At 63.7% G+C, this 25416-nt stretch carries 21 protein-coding genes and 1 other RNA gene; 14 read left to right on the forward strand and 8 right to left on the reverse strand.

Annotation, left to right across the window (positions count from 1 at the left end):
* Nucleotides 1-15: 15 nt before the first annotated feature.
* The 4 genes from Tam10B_RS11440 to deoC are packed head-to-tail and all read right to left on the reverse strand — an operon-like array spanning nt 16 to nt 3734.
* Nucleotides 16-975 (reverse strand): sugar-binding transcriptional regulator, encoded by a 960-nt coding sequence (locus tag Tam10B_RS11440; protein ID WP_093961361.1) that lies wholly within the window; start codon nt 973-975, stop codon nt 16-18.
* A 58-nt stretch (nt 976-1033) separates the two neighbouring features.
* Nucleotides 1034-1747: a purine-nucleoside phosphorylase gene (deoD, locus tag Tam10B_RS11445; RefSeq protein ID WP_093961362.1), complete on the reverse strand. Its 714-nt coding sequence runs from the start codon at nt 1745-1747 to the stop codon at nt 1034-1036.
* Between the two features lie 57 nt (nt 1748-1804).
* Complete coding sequence (locus tag Tam10B_RS11450) at nt 1805-3004, reverse strand: phosphopentomutase (RefSeq protein WP_093961363.1); 1200 nt, start codon at nt 3002-3004, stop codon at nt 1805-1807.
* Nucleotides 3005-3062: 58 nt separating this feature from the next.
* The gene (deoC, locus tag Tam10B_RS11455) at nt 3063-3734 is read right to left on the reverse strand and encodes a deoxyribose-phosphate aldolase (protein ID WP_093961364.1); all 672 of its coding nucleotides are present in this window, start codon (nt 3732-3734) and stop codon (nt 3063-3065) included.
* Nucleotides 3735-3948: 214 nt separating this feature from the next.
* Here deoC and miaB point away from each other — a divergent pair, with 214 nt between their 5' ends.
* The 9 genes from miaB (at nt 3949) to Tam10B_RS11500 (ending at nt 13838) form a co-directional block, all read left to right on the forward strand.
* A complete protein-coding gene (miaB, locus tag Tam10B_RS11460; RefSeq protein ID WP_093961365.1) occupies nt 3949-5418 on the forward strand; it encodes a tRNA (N6-isopentenyl adenosine(37)-C2)-methylthiotransferase MiaB in 1470 nt (489 codons plus the stop codon).
* Nucleotides 5402-6427, forward strand: coding sequence for a tRNA (adenosine(37)-N6)-dimethylallyltransferase MiaA (gene miaA / locus Tam10B_RS11465; protein ID WP_093961366.1), 1026 nt, complete (start codon nt 5402-5404; stop codon nt 6425-6427). The genes miaB and miaA overlap by 17 nt, the downstream gene beginning before the upstream one ends.
* A 103-nt stretch (nt 6428-6530) precedes the next feature.
* Nucleotides 6531-9365, forward strand: a complete 2835-nt coding sequence (locus tag Tam10B_RS11470; protein WP_093961367.1) for an FtsK/SpoIIIE family DNA translocase — start codon at nt 6531-6533, stop codon at nt 9363-9365.
* A gap of 195 nt (nt 9366-9560) precedes the next feature.
* Nucleotides 9561-10247 (forward strand): CDP-diacylglycerol--glycerol-3-phosphate 3-phosphatidyltransferase, encoded by a 687-nt coding sequence (pgsA, locus tag Tam10B_RS11475; protein ID WP_093961368.1) that lies wholly within the window; start codon nt 9561-9563, stop codon nt 10245-10247.
* Nucleotides 10244-10789, forward strand: a complete 546-nt coding sequence (locus Tam10B_RS11480; protein ID WP_093961369.1) for a CinA family protein — start codon at nt 10244-10246, stop codon at nt 10787-10789. The genes pgsA and Tam10B_RS11480 overlap by 4 nt, the downstream gene beginning before the upstream one ends.
* A gap of 196 nt (nt 10790-10985) precedes the next feature.
* A complete protein-coding gene (locus tag Tam10B_RS11485) occupies nt 10986-11483 on the forward strand; it encodes a helix-turn-helix domain-containing protein (protein ID WP_093961440.1) in 498 nt (165 codons plus the stop codon).
* An 11-nt stretch (nt 11484-11494) separates the two neighbouring features.
* On the forward strand, nt 11495-11737 hold the full coding sequence (locus tag Tam10B_RS11490; protein ID WP_093961370.1) for a DUF3046 domain-containing protein: 243 nt from the start codon (nt 11495-11497) through the stop codon (nt 11735-11737).
* 257 nt (nt 11738-11994) lie between these two features.
* Complete coding sequence (gene recA / locus Tam10B_RS11495) at nt 11995-13149, forward strand: recombinase RecA (RefSeq protein ID WP_093961371.1); 1155 nt, start codon at nt 11995-11997, stop codon at nt 13147-13149.
* A 2-nt stretch (nt 13150-13151) separates the two neighbouring features.
* Nucleotides 13152-13838 (forward strand): regulatory protein RecX, encoded by a 687-nt coding sequence (locus Tam10B_RS11500; RefSeq protein WP_198947599.1) that lies wholly within the window; start codon nt 13152-13154, stop codon nt 13836-13838.
* Between the two features lies 1 nt (nt 13839).
* Here Tam10B_RS11500 and rnpB read toward each other — a convergent pair.
* Nucleotides 13840-14196, reverse strand: an RNA gene (gene rnpB / locus Tam10B_RS11505) — RNase P RNA component class A.
* A gap of 203 nt (nt 14197-14399) precedes the next feature.
* Here rnpB and hpf point away from each other — a divergent pair.
* The 4 genes from hpf (at nt 14400) to Tam10B_RS11525 (ending at nt 20658) form a co-directional block, all read left to right on the forward strand.
* On the forward strand, nt 14400-15065 hold the full coding sequence (hpf, locus tag Tam10B_RS11510) for a ribosome hibernation-promoting factor, HPF/YfiA family (RefSeq protein WP_093961372.1): 666 nt from the start codon (nt 14400-14402) through the stop codon (nt 15063-15065).
* Nucleotides 15066-15255: 190 nt separating this feature from the next.
* Nucleotides 15256-18168, forward strand: a complete 2913-nt coding sequence (gene secA, locus Tam10B_RS11515) for a preprotein translocase subunit SecA (protein WP_093961373.1) — start codon at nt 15256-15258, stop codon at nt 18166-18168.
* 194 nt (nt 18169-18362) lie between these two features.
* The gene (gene trpD / locus Tam10B_RS11520; RefSeq protein WP_093961374.1) at nt 18363-19421 is read left to right on the forward strand and encodes an anthranilate phosphoribosyltransferase; all 1059 of its coding nucleotides are present in this window, start codon (nt 18363-18365) and stop codon (nt 19419-19421) included.
* 277 nt (nt 19422-19698) lie between these two features.
* Nucleotides 19699-20658 (forward strand): ROK family glucokinase, encoded by a 960-nt coding sequence (locus Tam10B_RS11525; protein ID WP_093961375.1) that lies wholly within the window; start codon nt 19699-19701, stop codon nt 20656-20658.
* Between the two features lie 24 nt (nt 20659-20682).
* Here Tam10B_RS11525 and Tam10B_RS11530 read toward each other — a convergent pair whose 3' ends face one another.
* Nucleotides 20683-21219, reverse strand: a complete 537-nt coding sequence (locus Tam10B_RS11530) for a hypothetical protein (protein WP_093961376.1) — start codon at nt 21217-21219, stop codon at nt 20683-20685.
* A gap of 50 nt (nt 21220-21269) precedes the next feature.
* Here Tam10B_RS11530 and Tam10B_RS11535 point away from each other — a divergent pair, with 50 nt between their 5' ends.
* Nucleotides 21270-21953, forward strand: coding sequence for a lysophospholipid acyltransferase family protein (locus Tam10B_RS11535; protein WP_093961377.1), 684 nt, complete (start codon nt 21270-21272; stop codon nt 21951-21953).
* A gap of 158 nt (nt 21954-22111) precedes the next feature.
* On the opposite strand, the gene Tam10B_RS11540 is transcribed toward Tam10B_RS11535, so the two are convergent.
* Together Tam10B_RS11540 and Tam10B_RS11545 are read right to left on the reverse strand one after the other, a co-directional pair.
* Nucleotides 22112-24160, reverse strand: coding sequence for a protein kinase domain-containing protein (locus Tam10B_RS11540; protein WP_093961378.1), 2049 nt, complete (start codon nt 24158-24160; stop codon nt 22112-22114).
* A 63-nt stretch (nt 24161-24223) separates the two neighbouring features.
* The gene (locus tag Tam10B_RS11545) at nt 24224-25363 is read right to left on the reverse strand and encodes a polyprenyl synthetase family protein (protein ID WP_093961379.1); all 1140 of its coding nucleotides are present in this window, start codon (nt 25361-25363) and stop codon (nt 24224-24226) included.
* Nucleotides 25364-25416: the final 53 nt, after the last annotated feature.

Genomic DNA, 25416 nt, shown 5'->3' on the forward strand with positions numbered 1-25416 from the left:
TGCGGAAACGAGCGGTCAGCGTTCCGCCGACGGCTGATCCAGCAGTTCGGCGGCGCTGACCTGATCGATCACCAGCGTGTTGGCGTAGCCGGCGGCCAGTGCGCCGTGCGTGGCCGGGACCTTGGACGGGGACGCCACCACGAGGATGGAGTGGGGTTTCGCCTTGAGATCGTCGAGGTCGATGCCCACGGTCCTGCGGTTGATGTCCTCGTCCGCGGGGTCACCGTGCACGTCGATGAATCGCGAGATCACGTCGCCCACTGCGGTCTCCTGCAGTCGTCGCTGCTCGTCGTCGGTCAGGTATCCCAGTCGGAACAGCAGAGCCGAATCGCGCACCGTGCCCACGGTGAACACGGCGATGTTCGCCCTGCGCCCCATGTCGATGATGCGGCGGATGTAGGTCTCACGCTCCACGAGCTCCTTGGTCTGGATGTGCTCGAAGATCACGGGCAGGGGCAGGTACTGCGGCAGCGTGTGGAACGCATTGGCGAATGCGTTCGCGCTTTCGAAGCCGTAGTTGTTGCTTTCCGTGTTCGACACGGATCCCTTGATCTGCACCACGCTTACACGGCGCACGTCCTTCGGGGCCAGATGGGTGCCGATGCTGTAGAGCGTGCGTCCCCATCCGATGCCGATGATGTCGTCGTCGCGCACGATGCCTTCGAGATAGAGCGCCGCGGCCTGGGCGACGGTGTCGAGCTGGTCCTTGGGCGCCACCCCCTGGATCGGCACGACGATCACCTTGGCCAGCCCGTACCGTTGCTGGATGGTTTCGGCCATATCGGTGGCGTCGGTCATGGGATCGGCGATCTCGATGCGTACCAGTCCCATGTCCCGCGCGTACTGCAGCAGTCGGGAGACGGTGGGGCGGGAGATGGACATGATCTTGGCGATCTCGTTCTGGCTGTAGTCCTGCTGGTAGTACAGCTTCGCGACCTTGAGGCTATCGGCGTTCTTCCGTGCCTTGGTGTCCATCTCCCGTCCTCCCGTATTTCCGTGATCGGTGGGTGTAGCGGCTCGTTCCGCGTGCGTGCTACTTGTCGGCGATCGCGGTTTCCAGCGCGATCGTGATCATGTCGTTGAACGTCTTCTCACGCTCCTCGCTGGTCGTCTTGCCTTCGCCGAAGATCAGATCGGAGACGGTGAGGATCGACAGCGCGCGGAAGCCGAGCTTGGCGCCGAGCAGGTAGAGTCCGGCGGACTCCATCTCGGTGCCGAGCACGCCGTAGTCGGCCAGCTTCTTCATGTCGAGCTCGTCGTTGTAGAAGCGGTCGGCGGCGAAGATGTCGCCCACCTTCACGTCCACGCCCTGCTCCTTGGCCACGTGGTAGGCGGTGTCGAGCAGCTCGAAGTTCGCCAGCGGCGCGTAGTGCACGCCATGGCCGAACGTGTTGGTCACCACGGCGGAGTCGGTGGTGGATCCGGATGCGAGCAGCACGTCGCGCAGCTTCACGTCGGGGGCCATGCCGCCGCAGGATCCCACGCGGATGATGGTCTTCACGCCGTAGATGGTGGCGAGCTCGTTGGTGTAGATCGACAGCGAGGGGATGCCCATGCCGCTGGCCTGCACGGAGACGCGGTGGCCCTTGTAGGTGCCGGTGAATCCGAGGCAGTTGCGCACGCCGTTGACCTGCACGACGTCCTCGAGGAAGGTCTCGGCGATGTACTTGGCGCGGAGCGGGTCTCCGGGCATGAGCACGACGTCGGCGTAGTCGCCCGGTTCGGCTTCGATGTGGGGTGTTGCCATGATGAATGTCTCCTTATACGTTCTCTGTGTTCCGTTGCGATGTCGATGGATGCCGGTTCAGCTGATCTGCGAGAGGAAGCTGGTACCCTCGCCGTTGCCCTTGACGCCGAAGTTGTCGAGGATGGTGGCGCCCATGTCGGAGGCGGTGTCGCGGATGCCGAGCGAGGTGCCGGGGTTCGGCATGCCGGGGGAGTAGGCCAGGATCGGCACGAATTCGCGGGTGTGGTCGGTGCCCTTGTAGGTGGGGTCGTTGCCGTGGTCCGCGGTGATGAGCAGCAGGTCGGTGTCGTGCATGTTGTCCATCACGTGGCCGAGACGCTCGTCGAACGCCATCAGCGCCTCGCCGTCGCCCTGTGCGTTGCGACGATGGCCATACATGGCGTCGAAGTCGACCAGGTTGGTGAAGCACAGTCCGGTGAAGTCGGAGGCCATGGCCTCGTCCACGTGGTCCATGCCGTCCATGTTGCTCTTGTTGCGCCAGCCCTTGGTGATGCCGTGGCCGGAGAAGATGTCGTTGGTCTTGCCCACGGCGAGCACGTCGTATCCGGCCTCGTTGAGGAAGTCCAGCACGGTGGGCTTGATCGGCTCGAGTCCATAGTCGTGACGGTTCGACGTACGGACGAAGTGGTCCTTGTCCGGGCCGACGTACGGACGGGCGATCACGCGCCCCATCACGATCTCGGGTCCATTGATCAGCGTGCGTGCGTACTCGCAGATGCGGTACAGCTCGTCGATCGGGATCACGTCCTCGTGCGCGGCGATCTGCAGCACGGAGTCGCCCGAGGTGTACAGGATCAGGTCGCCCGTGGCCATCTGCTGCTCGCCGTAGTCGTGGATCACCTCGGTGCCCGAGTACGGCTTGTTGACGATGACCTTGCGGCCGGAGAACTTCTCGAGATCGTCGACGATGTGCTGGGGGAACCCGTCGGGGAACGTGGCCATTTCGAAGCGGACCGGCAGACACATCATCTCCCAGTGGCCGTCGAGCGAATCGTTGCCGTGGGACGTGATGGTCATCTTGCCGAAGCAGCCCTCGGCCGGTTCGGCCGGCGGCACGCCCATGATCGGATCGTCGGCGCGAATGTTGCCCAGGCCGATGCGGGCGAGGTTCGGCAGATGCAGTCCGCCGTCGAAGAACTTGCCGATGTGGCCGAGCGTGTCGGCTCCGACATCGTCGAAGCGCGCCGCGTCGGGCGCCTCGCCGATGCCGATGGAGTCGAGCGCGATCGCCAGCACTCGCTTGTAGGTGTATGACATGTGTTGTCCTTCCTTCGTCGTTGAAGGGTTGTGTGGTGCTATGCGATTGGATGGATGCCTACTGGCGTGCGGCCTCTTCGAGGATGGCCACGGACGCGGAGACACCGAGTCGGGTGGCGCCGGCCTCGATCATGGCGTAGGCGTCGGCCAGGTTGTGGATGCCGCCGGCGGCCTTGACGCCGAAGTCGGGGCCCACGGTCTCGCGCATCAGCTTCACGTCGGGGGCGGTGGCGCCGGCGGTGGAGAAGCCGGTGGAGGTCTTGACGAAGTCGGCGCCGCCCTTCACGGTGAGCTTGCTGGCGCGGATCTTCTCGTCGTCGGTGAGCAGCGCGGTCTCGATGATCACCTTGAGCAGCTTGCCCTTGGCGTGGGTGGCCTCGGCCACGGCGGTGATGTCGGCGAGCACCACGTCGTCATGTCCGGCCTTGAGTTCGCCGATGTTGATGACCATGTCGATCTCGTCGGCGCCCTTGTCGATGGCGTCGTTGGTCTCGAACACCTTGGTCTCGGTGGTGTTAGCTCCCAGGGGGAAGCCGATCACGGTGCAGGTGGCGATGTCGGTGCCGGCGAGCGCCGCGTGCACGCGGGGGATCCAGTAGGGATTGATGCAGACGGATGCGGTGTTGTACTTGATGGCCTCGGCCACGACCTTGTCGATCATCTCCTCGGTGGCGTTGGCCTTGAGCAGCGTGTGGTCCATGTACTTGGCGAGCTGGGACTGGGTGAGCATATCTTGGTGTTCCTTCCCTAATCGATCCTGCCATCATTGGCGGGGTTTACCGTTTTATCATATCATCGTTTTTTACATTCGTCCATCGAAATCGATGCACGTATGTTCATTTTATGATGGTCGACAAATGAACCGACGTCCGTCGACCATCGACGGCACAAGGCCTGCGGCCGCCGATCGGCGCGCTCCAAGTCACTCGGTAGGATGGAGCATTATGAACGAGGACATGATGACGATCGAGGAACGCAACCCCATACCGGCCGCCGCGCTCACGGGAACGAGCAACGGGGCCATCGCCAAGGCCCGCGGCAAGGGCGTGTACTACGTGCATACGCTCGGATGCCAGATGAACGTCCACGATTCCGAACGCATCGCCGGCGTACTGGAATCCGAAGGCTACGTGCAGGCCACCGATGAACAGGTGAAGACCGAGGACGTCGATCTGATCGTGCTTAACACCTGCGCCGTGCGTGAGAACGCCACCGAGCGCATGTACGGCACCATCGGCCGATGGGCCAGGCTCAAGCGCCGTCGCCCCGACATGCAGATCGCCGTGGGCGGATGCATGGCCCAGAAGGACCGCGAGCGCATCACCAGCCGCGCCCCTTGGGTGGACGCGGTGTTCGGAACCAAGAACATCGGCTCCCTGCCCAGACTGCTCGACAACGCCCGCGCCGCCGGCCGCTCACAGGTCGAGATCTCCCAGGACCTCGAATACTTCCCCAGCCAGCTGCCCACGTCACGCGCGTCGAGGATCTCCTCCTGGGTGTCGATCTCCGTGGGCTGCAACAACACCTGCACGTTCTGCATCGTGCCGGCCGTGCGAGGCAAGGAACGCGACCGCCGCCCCGGTGACGTGCTCGAGGAGATCCAGCGCTGCGTGGCCGACGGGGCCAAGGAGGTGACGCTCCTCGGGCAGAACGTCAACTCGTACGGCTACTCGATGGGCGACCGCATGGCCTTCTCCAAGCTGCTGCGCGCCTGCGGCACGATCGACGGGCTTGAACGCGTGCGCTTCACCTCGCCGCACCCGGCGGCATTCACCGACGACGTGATCGCGGCCATGGCCGAGACCCCCAACGTCATGCACCAGCTGCACATGCCGCTGCAGTCCGGCTCCGACCGCATCCTGCGCGCCATGCGCCGCTCCTACCGGTCGGCCAAGTTCATGGACATCCTCAGACGCGTGCGTGCGGCCATGCCCGACGCGCAGATCAGCACCGACATCATCGTCGGATTCCCCGGCGAGACCGACGAGGACTTCGAACAGACCATGCGTGTGGTCGAGGAGGCGCGGTTCTCCTCGGCCTTCACCTTCGAATACTCGCCGCGTCCCGGCACGCCCGCCGCGGTGATGGATCAGGTGCCCCATGAGGTGGTCCGCGAGCGTTACGACCGTCTGCACGTACTGCAGGAGCGGCTCACCGCGGAGAACATGAAGGGGTTCGAAGGCCGTGACGTCGAGGTGATGGTCGCCGCCACCCAGGGCCGACGCGACGGAGACACCCACCGCGTCACCGGACGCGAACGCACCGGCGTGCTCACGCACATCCGCGTTCCCGAAGGAGAGCCCATGCCGCAGGTCGGCGACTTCATCACCGCCACGGTCACCCGTGCGGCCGACCACTACATCATCGCCGATCCCGATCCGAAGGCAGGCCAGACCTATGCCGTCCGTCACTGAACCCCAGCACGAGCCTTCGCGGCCCGACACCATGCGCGTGGTCTCCATCATCGGCCCGACCGCCTCCGGCAAGACCGGGCTCGCCATCGCACTCGCCAAGGCGCTCGCCGAACAGGGACAGCGCGCCGAGATCGTGAATGCCGACGCCTATCAGATGTACCGCGGCATGGACATCGGCACGGCCAAGGCCACGGCCGAGGAACAGGCGCAGGTGCCCCATCACCTGCTCGACATCATCGAGCCGAGCGAGACCATGACGGTGGCGCGTTTCCAGGAGCTGGCGCGCAGCTGCATCCATGATCTGCTGTCCCGCGGGATCCGGCCGATCCTCGTTGGCGGATCCGGTCTGTACGCCAGGGCGGCGATCGACGACATCTCGTTCCCCGGAACCGATCCCGATGTGCGCGCGAAACTGGAACGCCGTGCGGAATCCGAGGGGCCAGGACTGCTGTTCGAGGAGTTGAAGGCCAAGGATCCCGAGGCCGCATCTCGCATGGACGCCCATAACGTGCGCCGCACCATCCGTGCGCTCGAGGTCATCGAGATCACCGGGAGGCCGTTCTCCGCGAGTCTGCCGAAGTACCGTTACGTCATCCCCACCGTGCAGATCGGCCTCGATCTGCCTCGCAAGGAGCTCGACCGTCGGATCGCCGAACGGACGATCGCGATGCGGGATCAGGGGTTCCTGGCCGAGGCCGAGCGCCTTCGCGACCATCTCGGTCCCACCGCCGCCAGGGCCTTGGGATACCAGCAGATGATCGACGTGCTTGATGGCCTGCTCGACGAGGACGAGGCGTTCGCCGACATCGCGCAGAAGACCCGCCGTCTCGCCCGCAAGCAGATGGGATGGTTCGGTCGCGATCCGCGCATTCACTGGCTGCAGGCGCTCAACCCGGCATTACTGAACAACACGTTGGCCATTGTTCGTCACGCCGACGCCGGAGACTACGATGCGATCGACGCACAGGCCGACGACTACGTGCAGCATCATCTCGGCGACATCGACTGACCGGTAACCCCGCGCATCACAGCCTGCCGTGATGCGCAATGGTGTGAATATCGTGGACCCGAACCGAACGTTTCCTGACGGGACGGTAATATCAGGCATTGCTATGGCACAGAAATCATCCCCACGTTCGGCTTCGGGCCGATCCGCGAGTTCCCGCAGAACGTCGTCTTCGAAAGGCGCCGGCACCCAGGGCAGACCTCCCCTGACGCGCGGGCCCGAATCGGCATGGCATCGGACCATGCTGTTCTTCGGCCTGCTGGTGGCGGCCGTGCTGTTCTGCGCCAGCGAATGGTTCCGTGTCAACGGTTCGATCGGCCAGTTCCTCCACGCCATCGCCGCCACGTTGTTTGGCGTGATGAGCGTGCTGCTGCCGGTGATCCTGCTGTATGCGGCCCTGTGCGTCGTCAGTTCCACGCTGCGGTCCCTCAATCGCCCCAGAGTGCTGGCCGGACTGGGCCTGCTTCTGTGGTCGGTCTGTTCGATCATCGACGCCGTGCGCATCGGCAACGTCCATGAATTCAATCTGAAAATGGTACAGGGGTCCGGAGGAATCCTCGGATTCGCCTTCGGCTCTCCGCTCACCTGGGGACTATCCAAGGCGTTCTCCGTCATTCTGTTCGTCATCGTGGCGTTGTTGTCGCTGCTGCTGATCACCGGCATCACGATGACCGACATCTCCTCCTATGGCCACTCCCTGCGTCTGCAGTGGGAGGAGGAGCACGAGAAGGAGACCGAATCCGAGCAGCGCGGCAAGGAATCCCGGACTTCTCCGAGCGAGGTCACGCTCGGCGACGATACTCTGGTGCTCGCTGACGGCGTTCCCGCCCACGACGGTGCCGACGCGTCCGACAAGACGGTCGCCGAGCCCGCATGGAAGTCGTGGTGGCGCCGACTGTTCTCCGGAGGCGACAAGGACAAGTCGGACGACAAACTTGACTCCTATGCGGCGGACACCGCCTTCGACAAGGCGGCGCATTCACACGGGGACAAGGCGGAAACCGCCGTGGAATCCGTCGATGGGCTGCCCGCGCATGCGCCGCGTTCCGTGTCCTCCGCCGGTGGGCCGACTGCTCAGCCGGAACCGGAGACCCGCGCCATGGGCGTCGACCCGTGGGCCACCGCGATCCTCGATCCCGTCGCCGAACCCGTTGCAACGGGGGAGGAGGGGCCATCCGGCACCACCGTACTCAGCCAGGGCACTCCCATCGTCCCCGCGTCTTCGAGCCCTGTGCCGACCGGAACATCCAACGTGGTTCCGGCTTCGTTCGTCTCCTCATCCGATGCGAACGCCGTGGCTCCCTCGCATGCGTCGGAACCGTTCCCGACCGTGCAAGGGACATCGGGCGCGTCGGCGCAGAACGCCTCGGCGCCGTCATCCGTGGCAGCGCCGTCGCCGGCTGCCTCCGACGGGTACGAGTACCATCTTCCCGACCTCGAGTTGCTGGCCCACGGCAAGCCGCACGCCGCTCGTACGCCGGCCAACGACAAGGTGATCGCCGCACTGCGCTCCACCTTCCAGCAGTTCAAGGTGGACGCCCAGGTCGTCGGATTCCTGCGCGGCCCGTCGGTCACGCAGTACGAGGTCGAACTCGGCCCCGGCGTCAAGGTCGAGAAGGTCACCAATCTGCGCCGCAACATCGCCTACGCGGTGGCGAGCTCCGACGTGCGCATCCTGTCGCCCATTCCAGGAAAGTCCGCCATCGGCATCGAGATCCCGAACGTCGACCGCGAGATCGTGCATCTTGGCGACGTACTCCGAAGCGATGAGGCACTCAAGGACCACAACCCCATGCTCGCCGGTGTGGGCAAGGACGTGGAGGGCCGCTTCGTTACCGCCGATCTGACCAAGATGCCGCATCTGCTGGTGGCCGGCGCCACGGGTTCGGGCAAGTCCAGCTTCATCAACTCCATGCTCACATCCATCGTCATGCGCGCCACCCCCGAGCAGGTGCGTCTGATCATGGTCGATCCCAAGCGCGTGGAGCTGTCCGCCTATGCGGGCATCCCACACCTGCTCACCCCCATCATCACCGATCCGAAGAAGGCCGCGCAGGCGCTGGAATGGGTGGTCAAGGAGATGGACTCCCGATACGACGACCTCCAGTACTTCGGATTCCGTCACATCAAGGACTTCAATGAGGCCGTGCGCGCCGGCAAGGTGCACGCTCCGGAGGGCTCCAACCGCAAGATCGCCCCGTACCCGTACATTCTCGTGGTCGTCGACGAGATGGCCGACCTCATGATGGTGGCGAAGAACGACGTGGAAAGCTCCATCCAGCGCATCACGCAGCTGGCGCGAGCCGCCGGCGTGCATCTGGTGCTCGCCACGCAGCGTCCGTCCGTCGACGTCGTCACCGGTCTGATCAAGGCCAATATCCCCTCCCGTCTGGCGTTCGCCACGTCGTCGGCCACCGATTCGAGGGTCATCCTCGACACCACGGGCGCCGAAAGCCTCATCGGCCAGGGCGACGCGCTGTTCCTGCCCATGGGCGAGGCCAAGCCCAAGCGCGTGCAGGGCTCGTGGGTCTCCGAGTCCGAGATCCGCGCCGCCGTCGACTTCGTGCGTACCCAGCGCAAGCCGCGCTACCGCGAGGACATCGAACAGATGGCCAAGGACGCCGAGAAGAGCGCCCTCGAACCGGATGAGGAGATCGGAGACGACATGGAGGTGCTGCTGCAAGCGGCGGAACTGGTGGTCACCACCCAGTTCGGTTCCACCTCCATGCTGCAGCGCAAGCTACGCGTCGGATTCGCCAAGGCCGGTCGCCTCATGGACCTGCTGGAGTCCCGCGGCGTGGTTGGCCCCTCGGAGGGGTCGAAGGCGCGCCAGGTGCTCGTCCAGCCTCAGGACCTGCCCCAGGTGCTGGCGTTCATCCGTGGCGAGACCTCATCGATCACGCCCTCGCAGCCCGCGGCCGGCGATCAGTCGGGCGAATGACGGAACGTCGGATCGGCGGCGCCTGGAGGCGCCGCCTGTGATCCCATGACCGTGCTGTCGTTCCCATCGACGCCGTGGAGCGGCGGTACGATACCATGCGCTACCCTAGGGAATCGCAAACAAGGTTTCATGTTGATGGTCCGGCAACGGATGCCTCGTAACGGGGCTTTTCGCGAACGGGCCAAGGAGTGATCGATGTCAGACAAGAACAATGCGTCGCAGAAGGCCAAGAATCCTCTGCTTGTGGGATGGAACACGCCGGCGAATCTCGTCACCTACGCCCGCATCGTGCTCGTCCTCGTCTACATCGTGCTGACCGTGATGGCCGGCCCTGAGGGGCGGAACGATCTGACCCTGCGCTGGGTGGCGGCCGTGCTGTTCATCGTGGCGGCGAGCACCGACAAGATCGACGGCTATCTCGCCAGATCCCGCAACGAGGTCACCGAGCTGGGCAAGCTCATGGACCCCATCGCCGACAAGCTGCTCATGTGCTCCGCGCTGATCGTGCTGTCCGCGTTCTCGGAGTTCCCGCTGGCCTGGGTGATCACCGTGCTGTTCCTCGTGCGTGAGATCGGCATCACCGTGATGCGCTTCTTCGTGATCGACACCGGCGGCAAGGTGATCGCGGCGGCATGGCCCGGCAAGCTCAAGACCGTGTTCCAGTCCATCGCCCTGTCGTTCTACATGGTGCCCATGTGGTCGCTGGCCGGTGCGAACGCCGGCGCGAACGGCGTCTACACGGGATGGGTGCGCTGGTACTACCTGCTGGCCTATGCGCTGTTGGTCGTCGCGCTGGTGCTGTGCCTGTACTCAGGATACGAATATCTCAAGGGCGTGTTCGCCAGGCCGACGGCGTCCGCCGATTCCAAGGACGCCCGATGACCGCGTTCGATGACGCCGAGGCCCGGGCGCGAAGGGACGATCTTGCCGCCCGGGCTCTTCGCATCTGCGAAGAGCGTTGCTGGCGTATCGCCGCCGCGGAGTCGCTGACAGGCGGGCTGCTGGCCGACGCGTTCGTGCGCATCCCCGGCGCATCCAAGGTCTTTCTGGGATCCGCGGTCACCTACGACATCCATGCCAAGGCAGGCATTCTCGGCGTCGACGGGAATCTGCTCGATCGCGAAGGTGCGGTGCATCCGCAGGTGGCCATGCAGATGGCGCGTTCCACGGCACGACTGTATTCCACCATGCCCGAATATCGGGGTCGTGTGGTCGGACTGTCGACCACCGGTGTCGCCGGGCCCGGTCCCGACGGAGACAAGCCCGCCGGTCTGGTTTACATCGGCATCAGTCTTCCTTATGACGACAGGCGGAACGATGACGTCGTCGAAGCCCGGGAGCTGCATCTGTCGGGCACTCGCGAACAGGTGCGGCTGGGTACTGTCGAAGCGGTGCTGAAGCATCTGAACCTGCTGCTTGGCTGACTGACATCCACGTCCACAAAGTGGAGACCTGTCGACCATCCATGTGAATTGAGTCACATTTATTGACATTTTCTACCAAAAATGGAATATCTCGTCCCATGGCCGGTTGCTTTAGGTAGAGAATTTCGAGAAACGGGTTGGACTTTAAGGAGTGGATATGACGACTACGGCAACACGATACGAAAACGACGTCAAGATGCGTTCCGCGGAACGTTCCGCCGTCGCCGTTCCCGACGGCAAGGCCATGGCGAAGAACCTCACTCCGGCGCAACGGCGTGCGGTGGCCTTCGCCCAGCAGCAGATCCTGCGCGCCCGTGCGGCCAAAAAGGCCAAGGATGACCGCCAGGCCGCCCTGAGCAGGATGTGGGCCAATGCCGACCGTGAGGACGGGTTCGCCGACAAGACGAACGACGCCGAGCGCACCCGCGTGGTGGCGAGCGAGGACGGACAGATCTCGCTGCGCAAGGTCATCGGCGAGGTGCTGCGTTCGCTGCGCACCAAGGACCACAAGACGTTGCGTGAGGTGAGCGGCAAGGCCGGCGTTTCCCTCGGCTATCTTTCCGAGGTGGAGCGTGGCCAGAAGGAGGCCAGCTCCGAACTGCTGGTGTCGATCACCCAGGCGCTCGGCGTGCGACTGAGCGACATGCTGATGATGGTCGCTGATCGCGTGCGCGAGGTGGAGGCCCGCAACTAGATTCGTCCGGTATGAGGGAACGTGAATTCTGGCAGTTGGTGGACGAGGTCTTCGGCCGGTCGTATGGCCGAAGCCTGTCCCGCGATCAAAGTCTGACCGCACTTGATTCGATGACCTCGGTTGAGGCGCTGGCCGCCGGCATCCAGCCGCGCGTGGTGTGGAACGTGCTGTGCGATCAGATGGACATCCCCGATTCCCGTAGATGGGGGAGGGATCATAATGCGCCGCCGATGCCGGCGGATGGTCGCTTCTGAAGACGTATGGGCGACGATCGCCTATCGATTCCGAAATTTTTGGAGTGTCGCACGATTTTCGAACAAATGTTCGCTATACTCATGAGAGTGGCTGCCGAGCAGCAGTGCGCCCTACATGTCGGTCAGGAATGGAATCTGATCGTCTGAATGCATCATGAGGGGGTTCTGTTTGTTCACATCATCGGCATGACTGGCGTTGTCGTCTTTTCCATGCGTACGGTGACGGGGCAGTAGGAAAACGTTGCAAGGAGACATTGATGGCACAGCAGACCAAGAAGGATTCGGCCGACCAGCTGGCAGCGCGGCGGCAGGCGGCTCTTGATACGGCGTTGGCGCAGGTGGAAAAGAGCTTCGGCAAGGGCTCTGCCATGCGCCTGGGCGACAAGCCCATCCAGAATGTGGAAGTCATTCCCACCGGCTCCCTGGCATTGGATCTGGCGCTGGGCATCGGCGGTCTGCCGAAAGGCAGGATCGTCGAGGTCTATGGTCCTGAATCGTCGGGCAAGACCACGCTGGCGCTGCACGTGGTGGCCAATGCACAGAAGAACGGCGGTGTGGCGGCGTTCATCGATGCGGAGCACGCCCTTGACCCTGAATATGCCCGCAAACTCGGCGTGGACACCGATTCGCTGATCGTGTCGCAGCCGGACAACGGCGAACAGGCGCTGGAGATCGCCGACATGCTGATCCGCTCCGGTGCGCTGGACGTCATCGTCATCGACTCGGTGGCCGCACTGGTGCCCAAGGCGGAGATCGAGGGCGACATGGGCGACAGTCATGTGGGCCTGCAGGCAAGGCTGATGAGTCAGGCTCTGCGCAAGATGACCGGTGCGCTGGCCCAGGCCGGTACCACCGCGATCTTCATCAATCAGCTTCGTGAGAAGATCGGCGTCTTCTTCGGTTCGCCGGAGACCACCACCGGCGGCAAGGCGCTGAAGTTCTATGCCTCCGTGCGACTGGATATCAGGCGCATTCAGACCATCAAGTCGGGCGAGGATGCGGTGGGCAACCGCACCAAGGTCAAGGTGGTCAAGAACAAGATGGCCCCGCCCTTCAAGTCCGCGGAATTCGACGTCCTGTACGGTGAGGGCATCTCCAGGGAGGGATCCGTCCTGGACATGGCCCTGCAGAGCGGCATCGTCAAGAAGTCCGGCTCCTGGTTCACCTACGATGAGGACCAGCTCGGACAGGGCAGGGAGAAGGTCCGTCAGTTCCTCAAGGACAATCCCGGCCTCACCGACGAGATCGAGCACAAGGTCAAGGTCGCCTTCGGGGTGGAGCAGCCCGATGAGCGCGATGCCCAGCCGACGGATGCGGATGCGCAGTCGCCCGCCGACGGTTCCCAGGAGCCTGCCGGCAAGCCCGTCGACGCCAAGTCGGCGGCAGGCGCCAAGGCCCCGGCGAAGGCCTGACGGTGATTTCCGCGGAGGAATTCCTTCAGGCGAATCCCGTACGACTGCAAAACACCGAGCCTGATGACGCCACCGAGGGATTCGGCGGCGTTCGATCTCGCCACGGGGAACGGGATGAGAGGTCCGTTCGCGCCGATCGTCGCGAACGGACCATGCCGCGTCGGGGAGGATTTGGATCTCGTGGGTCGTTCGGTGAGGGGCCGGACGACCCACGAGACGTCGATTCGTGCCGTGAGGCGGCACTGAATCTGCTTGATGCGGCGCCGCGCTCGTCGGGCGCCCTGTCCGATCGTCTCAGGCGCAAGGGATACGAGGAGCAGACGGTCGTCGAGGTGATTGACGGCCTGAGCCGTGTCGGTCTTGTCGACGATGAGCAGTATGCGCGTTCCATGGTCCGGTACTGCCTGTCCAGGCATCTCGGCGAGATGGGGACGGTGCGTGAGATGACACGAAAGGGCGTGGATCGTGTACTGGCCGTTCGCGTGGCAGCGGAAGCCGCGCAGAACGGGGATTTTGTGGAGTCCGCCTATGAGCTCGGGCGTGTCGTGGCGCGTCGCACCGCCGGCATGGACCGGGACCGGCGTCTACGTCGTTTCTGGGCGGCCGGAGGAAGGAAGGGGCACGCTCCGGACCTGATCCGTCAGGTCGCCTCCGACATCTTCCGCAACGACGGCGATATCGATGAATGAGGGGATGAGACCTCCTATACCCCGGGTTCTGTCACGTGAACCAGTCACGTGGATGGCCATCCATCTCGACTTGACGTCACCGCCAAGCTCTAGCAGCCTACCCGAAGACACGAGCGAGCAGCCCTTAACGTCTTCTGCTTGGCCTTGCTCCCGATGAGGCTTGCCATGCGGCCCCTGTTACCAGCGGCCCGGTGGTCTCTTACACCGCCGTTTCACCCTTACCGGCCGAGGCCGGCGGTCTGTTCTCTGTTGCGCTATCTCTCAGGTCACCCTGGGCGGACGTTATCCGCCATCGTGCTCTGCGGAGCCCGGAAGTTCCTCAACGGCGAAATGCCGTCGCGGCCATCAGGAGGTCTCGGCGGACAAGCATACCATGTCCTGCGACAACCGTCGTCGCCATAGCAGACGTGCCCGGGAAGACACGGGAAAAGAAACGATGATTTTCGTTACGCGGATTTCCCACAAATACATGAATCGTCGGTTAAGATAAAAGCAACCTTTCGCGAAGATGCTGTTAGGTGTCCACAGCGGCTCTGATGCCGCTCGATAAAGGAGGTCCACATGGAAATCGTCGTTACCGGACGTCACACGCAGATCAAGCAGCGCTTCCGTGATGTCGTAGAGAGCAAGATGAATCGTGTGACCGCAATCGCCCCCGACGCGCAGCGCGCCCAGGTGGTCGTCACCCACGAGGGCAACCCTCGTCAGGCTGACACCGCCAAGAAGGTGGAGATCACCGTGATCGCCGGACGCACCGTGGTGCGTGCCGAGGCCTCGAGCGCCGACGAGTTCAGCGCTCTGGATCTGGCGCTGGACAAGCTCACCCTGCGTCTGCGCCGCTCCCGTGACCGCCGCAAGGACCACCGCCGCGGCTACACCAACCCGCAGCCCGTCGATCTCGGCGTGGTCGAACCGCCCCAGGCGGAGGAGCCGGTCGCCGAAGAGCCGAGCAACAGCCCGGCCGACGCCGTCGCCGGAGATCTTGGTCCCGGTGAATCCGTCGAGGTGCAGGTCGGCGACACGCCGATCGTCATCCGTCGCAAGCTGCACATCGCCGAGCCGATGAGCATCGACGAGGCCCTGTACGAGATGGAACTGATCGGACACGACTTCTTCCTGTTCGTGAACAAGGAGACCGGTCGTCCGTCCGTCGTCTACCACCGCCACGGCTGGAGCTACGGCGTCTTCGAGATCGACACCCCGGAGAACGTCGATAAGGCCAAGTAAGCCTTCTCAACCCCCGTCATACGCCCCCGGAGCCATTCCGGGGGCGTTTTTTGATGCCGCAGGCCATGATGTTCGGACGGATTAACCGTGAAAATCGGAATGATCGCGTAGTATGGTTGCAGTTTGTGCCCGAACGGAAGAATAATCGGGCCTGACCGCCAACTTACCGTCAAACTTGAGGAGACGACTCGTGGTAGCAGTTCTGGACAAGATCCTGCGTATAGGCGAAGGACGACAGCTTCGCAAACTCCAGTCAGTGGCGGAAGCGACCAACGCCTTGGAGGAAAAGATCTCCTCGCTGTCCGACGACGAACTCAAGGCGCAGACCGCCAAATTCAAGCAGCGCATCGAGAACGGCGAGGATCTCGACAAGATCATGCCGGAGGCGTTCGCCACGGTCCGTGAGGCGTCCAAGCGCACGCTCGGCATGCGTCACTTTGATGTCCAGCTCATGGGCGGCGCGGCCCTGCACTGGGGCAACATCGCCGAGATGAAGACCGGTGAAGGCAAGACCCTCGTGGCCACCCTGCCGAGCTATCTCAACGCCCTAGAGGGCAAGGGCGTGCATGTGGTCACCGTCAACGACTACCTTGCCAGCTACCAGAGCGAGCTGATGGGTCGCGTGTTCCGTTTCCTGGGCATGACCACCGGCTGCATCATCACGGATCAGAAGCCGCCGGAGCGCCGCAAGCAGTACGCGGCTGACGTGACGTACGGCACGAACAACGAGTTCGGCTTCGACTACCTGCGTGACAACATGGCGTGGGACAAGGCCGATCTGGTGCAGCGCGAGCATCATTTCGCCATCGTCGACGAGGTCGACTCCATCCTGATCGACGAGGCCCGTACCCCGTTAATCATCTCCGGTCCCGCCGAGGGCGACGTGACGCGCTGGTACCGTCAGTTCGCCAAGCTGGTCCCGAAGCTGAACCGCGACGAGGACTACGAGGTCGACGAGAAGAAGAAGGTCGTCGGCATCCTCGATCCGGGCATCACCAAGGTGGAGGACTATCTCGGCATCGACAACCTGTACGAGCCGAGCAACACCGCGCTGATCGGCTACCTGAACAACGCGATCAAGGCCAAGGAGCTGTTCCTGCGCGACAAGGACTACGTGGTGCAGGGCGGCGAGGTGCTCATCGTCGACGAGCACACGGGCCGCATGCTGCCGGGCCGCCGCTACAACGAGGGCCTGCACCAGGCCATCGAGGCCAAGGAGGGCGTGGAGATCAAGGCCGAGAATCAGACCTTCGCCACGATCACCCTGCAGAACTACTTCCGCATGTACGACAAGCTCGCGGGCATGACCGGTACGGCCGAGACCGAGGCCGCCGAGTTCATGAACACGTACAAGCTGGGCGTGCTGCCGATCCCGACGAACCGTCCGATGATCCGTCAGGACAAGGACGATCTGATCTACCGCACCAAGAAGGAGAAGCTGGCCGCCATCGTCAAGGACGTGGCCAAGAGGCACGCCAAGGGCCAGCCGGTGCTGCTGGGCACCGCGTCCGTGGAATCCTCCGAGGTGGTCTCCTCGCTGCTCGACGTGGCCGGCATCCCGCATCAGGTGCTTAACGCCAAGCAGCATGCGCGCGAGGCCGCGGTCGTGGCCGTGGCCGGCCGCAAGGGCGCCGTGACCGTGGCCACCAACATGGCCGGTCGAGGCACCGACATCATGCTCGGCGGTAACGTCGAGTTCCTCGCCGATCAGGAGCTCAAGAAGCAGGGCTACTCCCCGGAGGACACCCCCGAGGACTACGAGCGCCTGTGGCCCGAGACCCTGGCTGCCGTCAAGGCGCAGGTCAAGGACGAGCACGAGGAGGTCAAGAAGCTCGGCGGCCTGTACGTGCTGGGCACCGAACGTCACGAGTCCCGTCGTATCGACAACCAGCTGCGCGGTCGTTCCGGCCGTCAGGGAGACCCGGGCGAGTCCCGCTTCTACCTGTCGCTCGAGGACAACCTCATGCGTCTGTTCAACACGCAGCTCGTGGCCCGCGTGATGGCCAAGGGCATGCCCACCGGCGAGCCGATCGAGGCCAAGAGCGTGTCGAAGGGCGTGCGCAACGCGCAGAAGGCCGTCGAGTCGCGCAACTTCGAGATCCGCAAGAACGTGCTCAAGTACGACGACGTGATGAACAAGCAGCGCACCGTCGTCTACGCCGAACGCCAGGCGGTGCTCAAGGGCGAGGACATCAGCGAGGACATCAAGCGCTTCCTGTCCGACACGGTCTCCTCGTACATCAAGGGCGCCGCACAGGGCAGCGACAAGCCCGCCGACTGGGATCTCAAGGGACTGTGGAAGGCCCTGGGCCAGATCTACCCGATCGGCCTGGACGTCGAGGACGGCGAGAAGGCCATCGAGGGTCTCAAGTCCGAGAAGGCCGTCGAGAAGCTGCACGAGCTGATCGTCGAGGACGCCACGTCCAAGTACGCCGAGCTCGAGAAGATCGCCGGAGCGGACGGCATGCGCCAGCTCGAGCGTCGCGTGGTGCTCGCCGTGCTCGACCGCAAGTGGCGCGAGCACCTGTACGAGATGGACTACCTCAAGGACGGCATCGGCCTGCGCGGCATGGGCCAGCGCGACCCGCTGACCGAATACCAGCGCGAGGGCTACCAGATGTACAACTCCATGGTCGAGGGCATCAAGGAGGAGTCCATCCGCCTGCTGTTCCACCTGGACATCCAGCAGTACGCGCGCACCGAGGATCCGAACAGCAACGCCGACGAGGACCAGGCCGTCGCCGAGGCCACCAAGCAGGCCGACGGAGACACCGAGACCGTGACCGCGGACGAGGTCGAGACCAGCGCCCCCGCCGAACCGGAAACGGTCGACGAGGACGCCGAGGAGGCCGAGGTCGCCGAAGCCGAGGAGTCCGCTCCCGCGGCCGAGGAGCCGGTGAAGACCGAGATGGGCAGCGTGACCGGCCCCAAGCCGATCAGCCACGCCGACGCCAAGGTCCCTGTTTCCAAGCGCCCCAAGAGCGATGAGGCGCATGCCCCGGAATCCGACGGCCGTACTTGGCCCGGAACGCCTCGCAACGCGCCCTGCCCCTGCGGTTCCGGCAAGAAGTACAAGCTTTGCCATGGCAAGAACGAGAAGTGACCATGACATTGCGTCCGCGCCCAGACCGATGATTCGGCGCGGGCGATGACCAAGAAGAGGTCCTCCACATCATGTGGAGGACCTCTTTTCGCATAATGGACTCCTTCGCGGCGGTGCTAGTACCCGCAACATGCACCCGTTAGAATGACAACGGAATTTGTACAAGGCGCGATATGTGCCAAGGAGGAATAGTCATGTCCGAACCATTCACATGGAAAGCGATCCTGACCAAGCTCGTTGGGGGCGAGCATCTGAGCGCCGAGGAAAGTGAGTGGTACGTCGATGATCTTATGCAGGGCAAGGCCAATCCGGCAGCCGTCGGCGCGGTTCTGGCCACCCAGCAGCAGCTCGGCCTCACCAGCGAGGAGGTGGCGGGCGCAGCCAAGGCCATGGTCTCCCACGCCGTTCCCCTGCAGGTGCAGGGCGAGACGACCGACATCGTCGGCACCGGTGGTGACGGTGCGTCCACGGTGAATCTGTCGACCATGGGATCCGTGGTGGCCGCCGCCGCGGGAGTGAAGATCGTCAAGCACGGCAATCGCGCCGCCTCGAGCAAGTGCGGTGCCGCCGACTGCCTCGAGCAGCTCGGTCTTCCGCTGGATCTCGCCCCGGAGGCCGTCGGCCAGGTCGCCGATGAGGTCGGTATCACCTTCGCCTTCGCCAAGACGTTCCATCCGGCCATGCGCTTTGTCGGACCGATCCGCGCCGCGCTGGGCGTTCCCTGCGTGTTCAATGTGCTTGGACCCCTGACCAATCCGGCCAACCCCAAGCATGTCGCCATCGGTTGCGCCAAGCGTGCGATGAGCCCGATCATGGCCCAGGTGTACGCGAGCCGTGGGCAGGACGGAATGGTCTACACCTCGTCCGAAGGATTGGACGAAATGGCTCCCACCGGTCCCGTGAGCATCTGGGAGATCCGTGACGGCAAGGTGACGGAGACCGAATTCGATCCCACCGTCGAGCTTGGTCTGGCACGCATCGCCGTGGCTGATCTTCGTGGCGGCGAGCCTGAATACAATGCGCAGGCCATGAAGGACTTCCTGGACGGCAAGGATCTTCCGTTCCGCACCACCGCGCTGCTGAACGCGGCCTCCGCCATCGTGGCCGATCACAGCCTGCTGCCGAACCCGGATGGCACGCTCGCCGAGCGGTTCAAGGCGGCCTATGATATTGCCGCCGAAACGGTGGATTCCGGCAAGGCCGCCGAGCTGCTTGATCGCTGGATTGCCGCAGCCAAGGCCAAGGCCGAGTGAGATCGACGCGAGGACGCCGGGATCTCGATCCCGAACGTCTTCTCGATGCATAGGCAGAACGCCCCGTTCCGTATGCGAATGCGGAACGGGGCGTTCCGTTTTGGCGGCAGATGTCAACGACGAATACAATAAACCAACCGATTGGTAGGTTTTTGGGCGTGTCGTGGAAATCATTGCTATTATTGCAGTGTTGTTGAACGTTCTAATCCCTTGCCGATCATGGAAGACGCATCAGCGATGAGTGTTCTCCCGGCATGGCCGAATGATGGAGGTTTTCATGTACACGCTTGGCATTGATATCGGCGGAACGAAGATTGCCGGTGCGGTCTGCGACGAGAACGACAAGATTCTCAGCCAGTGGCGCGTCCCCACGCCGACCGATCCCGATGACATCAACGACTGCATCATCGAAATCTACAACGAGGCTCTCAAGCTGCACGACGAGATCCCCACGATGGGCATCTCCGCCGCCGGCAACGTCAAGGCCGACCGCCGTACGATGAGCTTCTCCGCCAACATCGCCAAGTGGATCGACTATCCGCTGGCCGACCGCATCGAGGAACTGACCGATCACAAGTGCAAGGTCGTCGTGGAGAATGACGCCAACTGCGCAGGCTGGGGCGAGTACATTCTCGGTGCCGGACGCGGCAGCCGCAATATGGTCATGCTCACCGTGGGCACCGGTCTGGGCGGCGCCATCGTCATCAACGGCGAGCTGTACCGCGGCTCCTTCGGCATGGCCGCCGAGCTCGGTCACCTGCCCATGGTGTCCGACGGCGACTTCTGCGGCTGTGGTCTGCGCGGCTGCGCCGAGCGCTATACGTCCGGCAACGCTCTGGAGCGTTTCGCCCGTGCTGGCATCCGCCGTATGCCGCAGAAGGCCGACCGTCTGCTCGAGCTGTGCGGGGGAGACGTGCACGCGCTGGAAGGCAAGATGGTCTCCCAGGCCGCGCAGGAAGGCGATGAACTGGCTCTGTACGCCTTCGGCAAGATCGGCGAGTGGCTGGGCCGCACCATGGCCGCCATCGCCGCGGTGATCGATCCCGACGTCTTCGTGATCGGCGGCGGCGTGGTGTCCGTCGGCGACATCCTGCTCGAGCCCGCGCGCTACAACTACATCCGCTTCCTGCAGGCCGCGGCATATCGTGAACATGCGCAGATTCTGCCGGCCACCGCCGGTGGAGACGCAGGCATGATCGGCGCCGCCGACCTCGCTCTGCGTTCCGTCACCGCCTGATCGCAGATACCGGAATACCGATTGCTATACTCGCGCACCGTCGTCAAAGACGTCGGTGCGCGTTTCCGTATGACCCTTGTGCTGGAAGAACATGCCGGCGGCACCGATAAGCGTCATCACGCCGCCCACCGTGCCCAACCATGCGGACAACGCCGGAATAAGGATGGAAACCGTAAGCGCGCCTACGCCGATCACCAGCAGGACGACGAACAGCATCGTGGACTTGCGGACGTTTCCGATCGAAGGGTTTGGGGGAGTGAACGTCGATTCGCCGTCCATGACGTCGTCGGTATCCAGCCAGCTGCGCCCCTGAAAGTCACGCGGACCCGGCTGACGGGTGAACGCCTCCGGTTTGAGGTCGTCCACACTCAACTGGGCCTGTTTCTCTGCCTTGCGCGCGGCCTTGTCGAACTTGCGGGCGGTACGCGACTGTTCCAGATCGCTCAGTTCGTCCTGATGCGACGACATGAATTCGGCCCATGCGCCGTCGGCGTCCTCGGCGTTGTCCGGACCATCGCTTGAGGGTGATCGGTTCTCGTTGCTATTCTTGTTGCCAGTCATATGTATAACTGTAGCCGTGAAGCCGACGTTTTCACGGTACGGAGGTCGTTGTGCTGTATTGGTTTTTCGTCAAAGGATTCGGACCCATCGCCCGTCGTCGCCTTGGACCGAGCGCCAAGGGCGTGAACAACATTCCCCGCAAGGGCGGCGGCATCATCGCCGCGAACCATCTCGCCGTCATCGATGATGCGCTGATTCCGCTCACCTGCCCGCGCATGGTGCATTTCATGGGCAAGGCCGAGTACTTCGAAGGCAAGGGCATCAAGGGCAAGTTCAAGAAGTGGTGGTTCACCTCGGTCGGTGTGTTCCCGGTGGACCGTTCCGGCGGCTCGAAGTCCCTCGGCGCGCTGGAGCATGCCAGGGAGATTCTGGAGGCCGGCCACCTGTTCGGCATCCACATCGAAGGCACCCGCAGCCCCGACGGCCGCCTGTACAAGGGACACACCGGCGTGGCACGACTCGCGTTCGAAACCGGCTGCCCCATCATCCCCACCGCGATCATCGGGTCGAGGGAACTGCAGAAGCCCGGTACGGTGATCCCGGCCAAGGGCACCACGCAGGTGATTTACGGACGTCCGATTCCGGTCACGCGCAATCCCAACGCCACCCACGACGATCTGCGCGAGCTCACCGACCGCGTGACCCGCGAGATCCAGGCCATGAGCGGCCAAGAGTATGTGGACGAGTACGCGCAGAAGGTCAAGGAGCGCATCGCCGCACAACAGCAGCAATAGTGCCTGTCCGGTAGTCTGCGCGACGCATAGCGTGCAGTGCTGCCGGTGTCAGGTCCGGTGAAAGTCAAATGCGGGAGATCCCACGGTTTGGGTCTCCCGCATTTTTCGTTCGGGCAATCAATGCGGCGACGATATGTCCCGCGCCCACACGAAACGAGTCACACCACGGTGAGCGTCACCGTGGTGGCATTGCCCTTCGTGTCGCGCAGACGCACCTGCTGGCCCGGTGCGGGATCCTGCAGCCGCACGGTCTGCGTCAGATCGCCGAGCGGTGCGGTGATCTCCACCTTCAGGCCCAGGGCCTCCAGCGTCTGTTTGGCCTCGCTCTCGCTCTTGCCGCGTACGTCGGGGATCGTAACCATTTCGGGGCCCTTGGACACCACGACGTTCACCGGGTCTCCCCAGTGCATCTGCGTGCCGGACTTCACCGATGCGGAGATGACCTTGCCGGCCTCCACGGTGTCCGAATACATTTCGGACGTGGTCACCTTGAGTTTCGCCTCGTTCAGCGAGGAAAGCGCATCTTCCTTCGTTTCCCCGACGATGTTCGGCATGCTCACCGGCATCGGCCCCTTGGACAGGGTCACGGTGATGGGCTCATTGTGCTTAAGCGTGGTGCCGGGCTGGGGGTCGATGCTGAGCAGTGCGCCTTCGGGCACGTCCAGCGAATACTGGTCCTGTGATTCATCATGGGTCACGTTGTCGAATCCGAGATTCTTCAAGGTCTTCAACGGCTGTTTGCCATTGTCGCTCGATGCGTCGGTGATGTCGTCGGGTATGGTGGCCTTGCGCACGCCTTCGGACACGATCAGCGTCATCGTGGCGCCGTTGCGTTTGCTCACCCGGTCGCCGACGTTCGTCGGATCCGAGGAGACGATATCTCCCCGTGCCACATCGTCGCTGTACTGTCGGGTGACCGTGTACGGGATGCCGGCGACTTTCAGCGCGCGTTCATAATCGGTGAAGTCGGCGCCCTTGAGCGTGCACGACTGCCCCTCCTTGCAGGTTACGTCCGTGGCGGACGGCACCGTCCAGTAGCTGCCGGGGCCAAGGAAGTACCACCATGCGCAGCCGCCGCCGATCACCGCGGCCAATGCCAGAACCGCGCCGACGATGATGGCTGTCCTTTTTGTTCGGTTCGCCCGCTTGTCGTTCGGCGCGTCGCCGGCCTGTCCGGATGGGTCAATGATCTCGGTGGCGGTTCCATCGGAGGAGGCGGTGCCGTCCCCGGCGGTGGCTTCGGAGCGTGAGTCCGGTCCCGACTGCGACGGGGGAGCGGGAACCGCTTCCGACGGCAGGACACTGGTGGGCTGAATGCCGTCCGTGCCCATGGTCCTGTATGACAGTTCGTCCGGTGTCAGCGTCGGCGTCAGTGCGTGCAGCTCCCGCAGCGCGGCCGCCGCGTCGGCGGGACGATCCTCCACATGACGGGCCGTCAGATGCGCGATGAAACCAGATACACGCTTCGGCATGCCGGGATGGCTGATGGTCAGTTCCGGCACGTCCTCATGCACATGCTTGAACACCATGGTTACGGGATTGTCGGAGGCGAACGGCACCTCGCCCGTCAGCATCTCCCCCGCCATGATGCCCACCGAATACAGATCTCCCTGGGGAAGAGCCTGATTGTCCTCGATCATCTCGGGAGCCAGATAGGCGGCCGTGCCCAGCAGCATGCCCGTGGTGGCGAGCGTCGCCTGAGACGCGGCCTTCGCCAGGCCGAAATCCGTGATCTGCACCCTGCCCCGATCGTTGAGCAGAATGTTCTCCGGCTTGATGTCGCGATGCACCACGCCCGCGGCATGGGCCGATGCCAAGCCATCAAGCACCTCGCCGACGATGCGCAGGGTCTCGCGGACGGAAAGCACCCGTTGACGGTTCATCTCATACCGCAGATTCACGCCATGCACGTACTCCATGACCAGATAGTCGAGCCCTTCGAACTCCCCGGTGTCATAGATCTGCACGATATGCGGATTGGCGATGGCTGCCGCGGAACGGGCCTCCCTCTGGAACCGTTGCACGAACTGCTCGCGATGCGGTCCCTGCGCCAGCTGGACGTGCATAACCTTGATCGCCACCGTGCGCCCCAGCTTCACGTCGGTCGCCTCGTACACGGTGGCCATGCCGCCTTCGGCAATCCTGCGCGTCACCTGATACCGGCCATCGATCATGCGGCCCACAGGGCTTTCCGTCACTTCGTTCATGCTTTCAATCCTAGAATCGTCGTTGGCGTCGGCCTGATCCGGCGTTCCGCGCAATCGGAGCCGTCAATCGCGGATATCCGCGGGGATGAACCGTGAGCACACGTCGTGCAGTGCGGCCAGATCGGCATCGTCCAGATCGAGGGTCGACCGTGCGTCGTCCAACGCGTTCTGCGTCTGACGCCACAGTGAAGCGATACGTTCCTTGGAGCGGGACACCGCGCCGGTGCCGGAGAACAGGGCGATGACACGATCCACGGTTGCGGCGTCGCGTGCAGGGGCGGTGAAAGCCCGCTTAAGATAGTCGGCCTGCTCATGGTCCGCATCGGATAGCGCGTCCGCCAGCAGCACCGTGCGCTTGCCTTCACGGATGTCTCCGCCCACGGGTTTGCCAGTCACCTCCGGATTCGAGATCACATCAAGCAGATCGTCGGCCAGCTGGAACGCCAGACCCAACGGCACGCCGATCGCCTCCGCTGTATCGGATGCGTTCCGTTCATCGACGCCGGCGGCGAGCAGTGCCAGACGAATCGGCGCGATGGTGGTGTAGCTGGCGGTCTTCCAACGAAACACGGCCAGGGAGTTCTTCGCCAGCTCGTCGGGATCGTCCAGAGACAGGTGCTCCGCGGCAAGATCGAGCACCTGACCGATCTCCACCTCGCGGTGCATGGTCAGGAATCCCGACATGATGCGTTCATAGTTCGGCAGAATGGAGGTCGCCTCATTGACGATGTCCACGCTGGCGGTAGCCAGCAGATCACCGAGCATGATGCCCAGTCCGGATCCCAGCGCGGCCGCGGACCTCTCAGTGGAGCCTGCGTAGCGTGCGGCCGCCAGAGACGCCAGCGCCTTATGCGCGGAGGGCTTGCCGCGGCGCACATCAGCCTCATCGATGATGTCGTCGTGCACCAGCGCCGCGGTCTGGAACACTTCGATGGCGCAGGCGAGGTCCAGAGCCCCTCCTCGTGCCACGTCGTCGGGATTCCGCGCGGTCAGCACATCATAGAACGCGAGGAGCAGCCGTGCCCGCAGACGCTTGCCGCCCTCACTGGACACGCACGCCTGACGCACGACCTCGTCATACAGCAGCTCGCAGTCAAGACCGGAAAGGGACCGGTCGGTGGGGGAGCAATGCCGTGTGATCAGTTCGCCGATACGGGATTCGATGTCGTTGCCGATGGTATGCGAGAAAGCCTGAGCAGTCATAATGACCAGCCTATCGAAACGGTGTTGACAAACGGTGAAAATCCGGGCGGGGT

It is taken from the genome of Bifidobacterium vansinderenii (assembly GCF_002234915.1).
Taxonomy (GTDB): Bacteria; Actinomycetota; Actinomycetes; order Actinomycetales; family Bifidobacteriaceae; genus Galliscardovia; species Galliscardovia vansinderenii.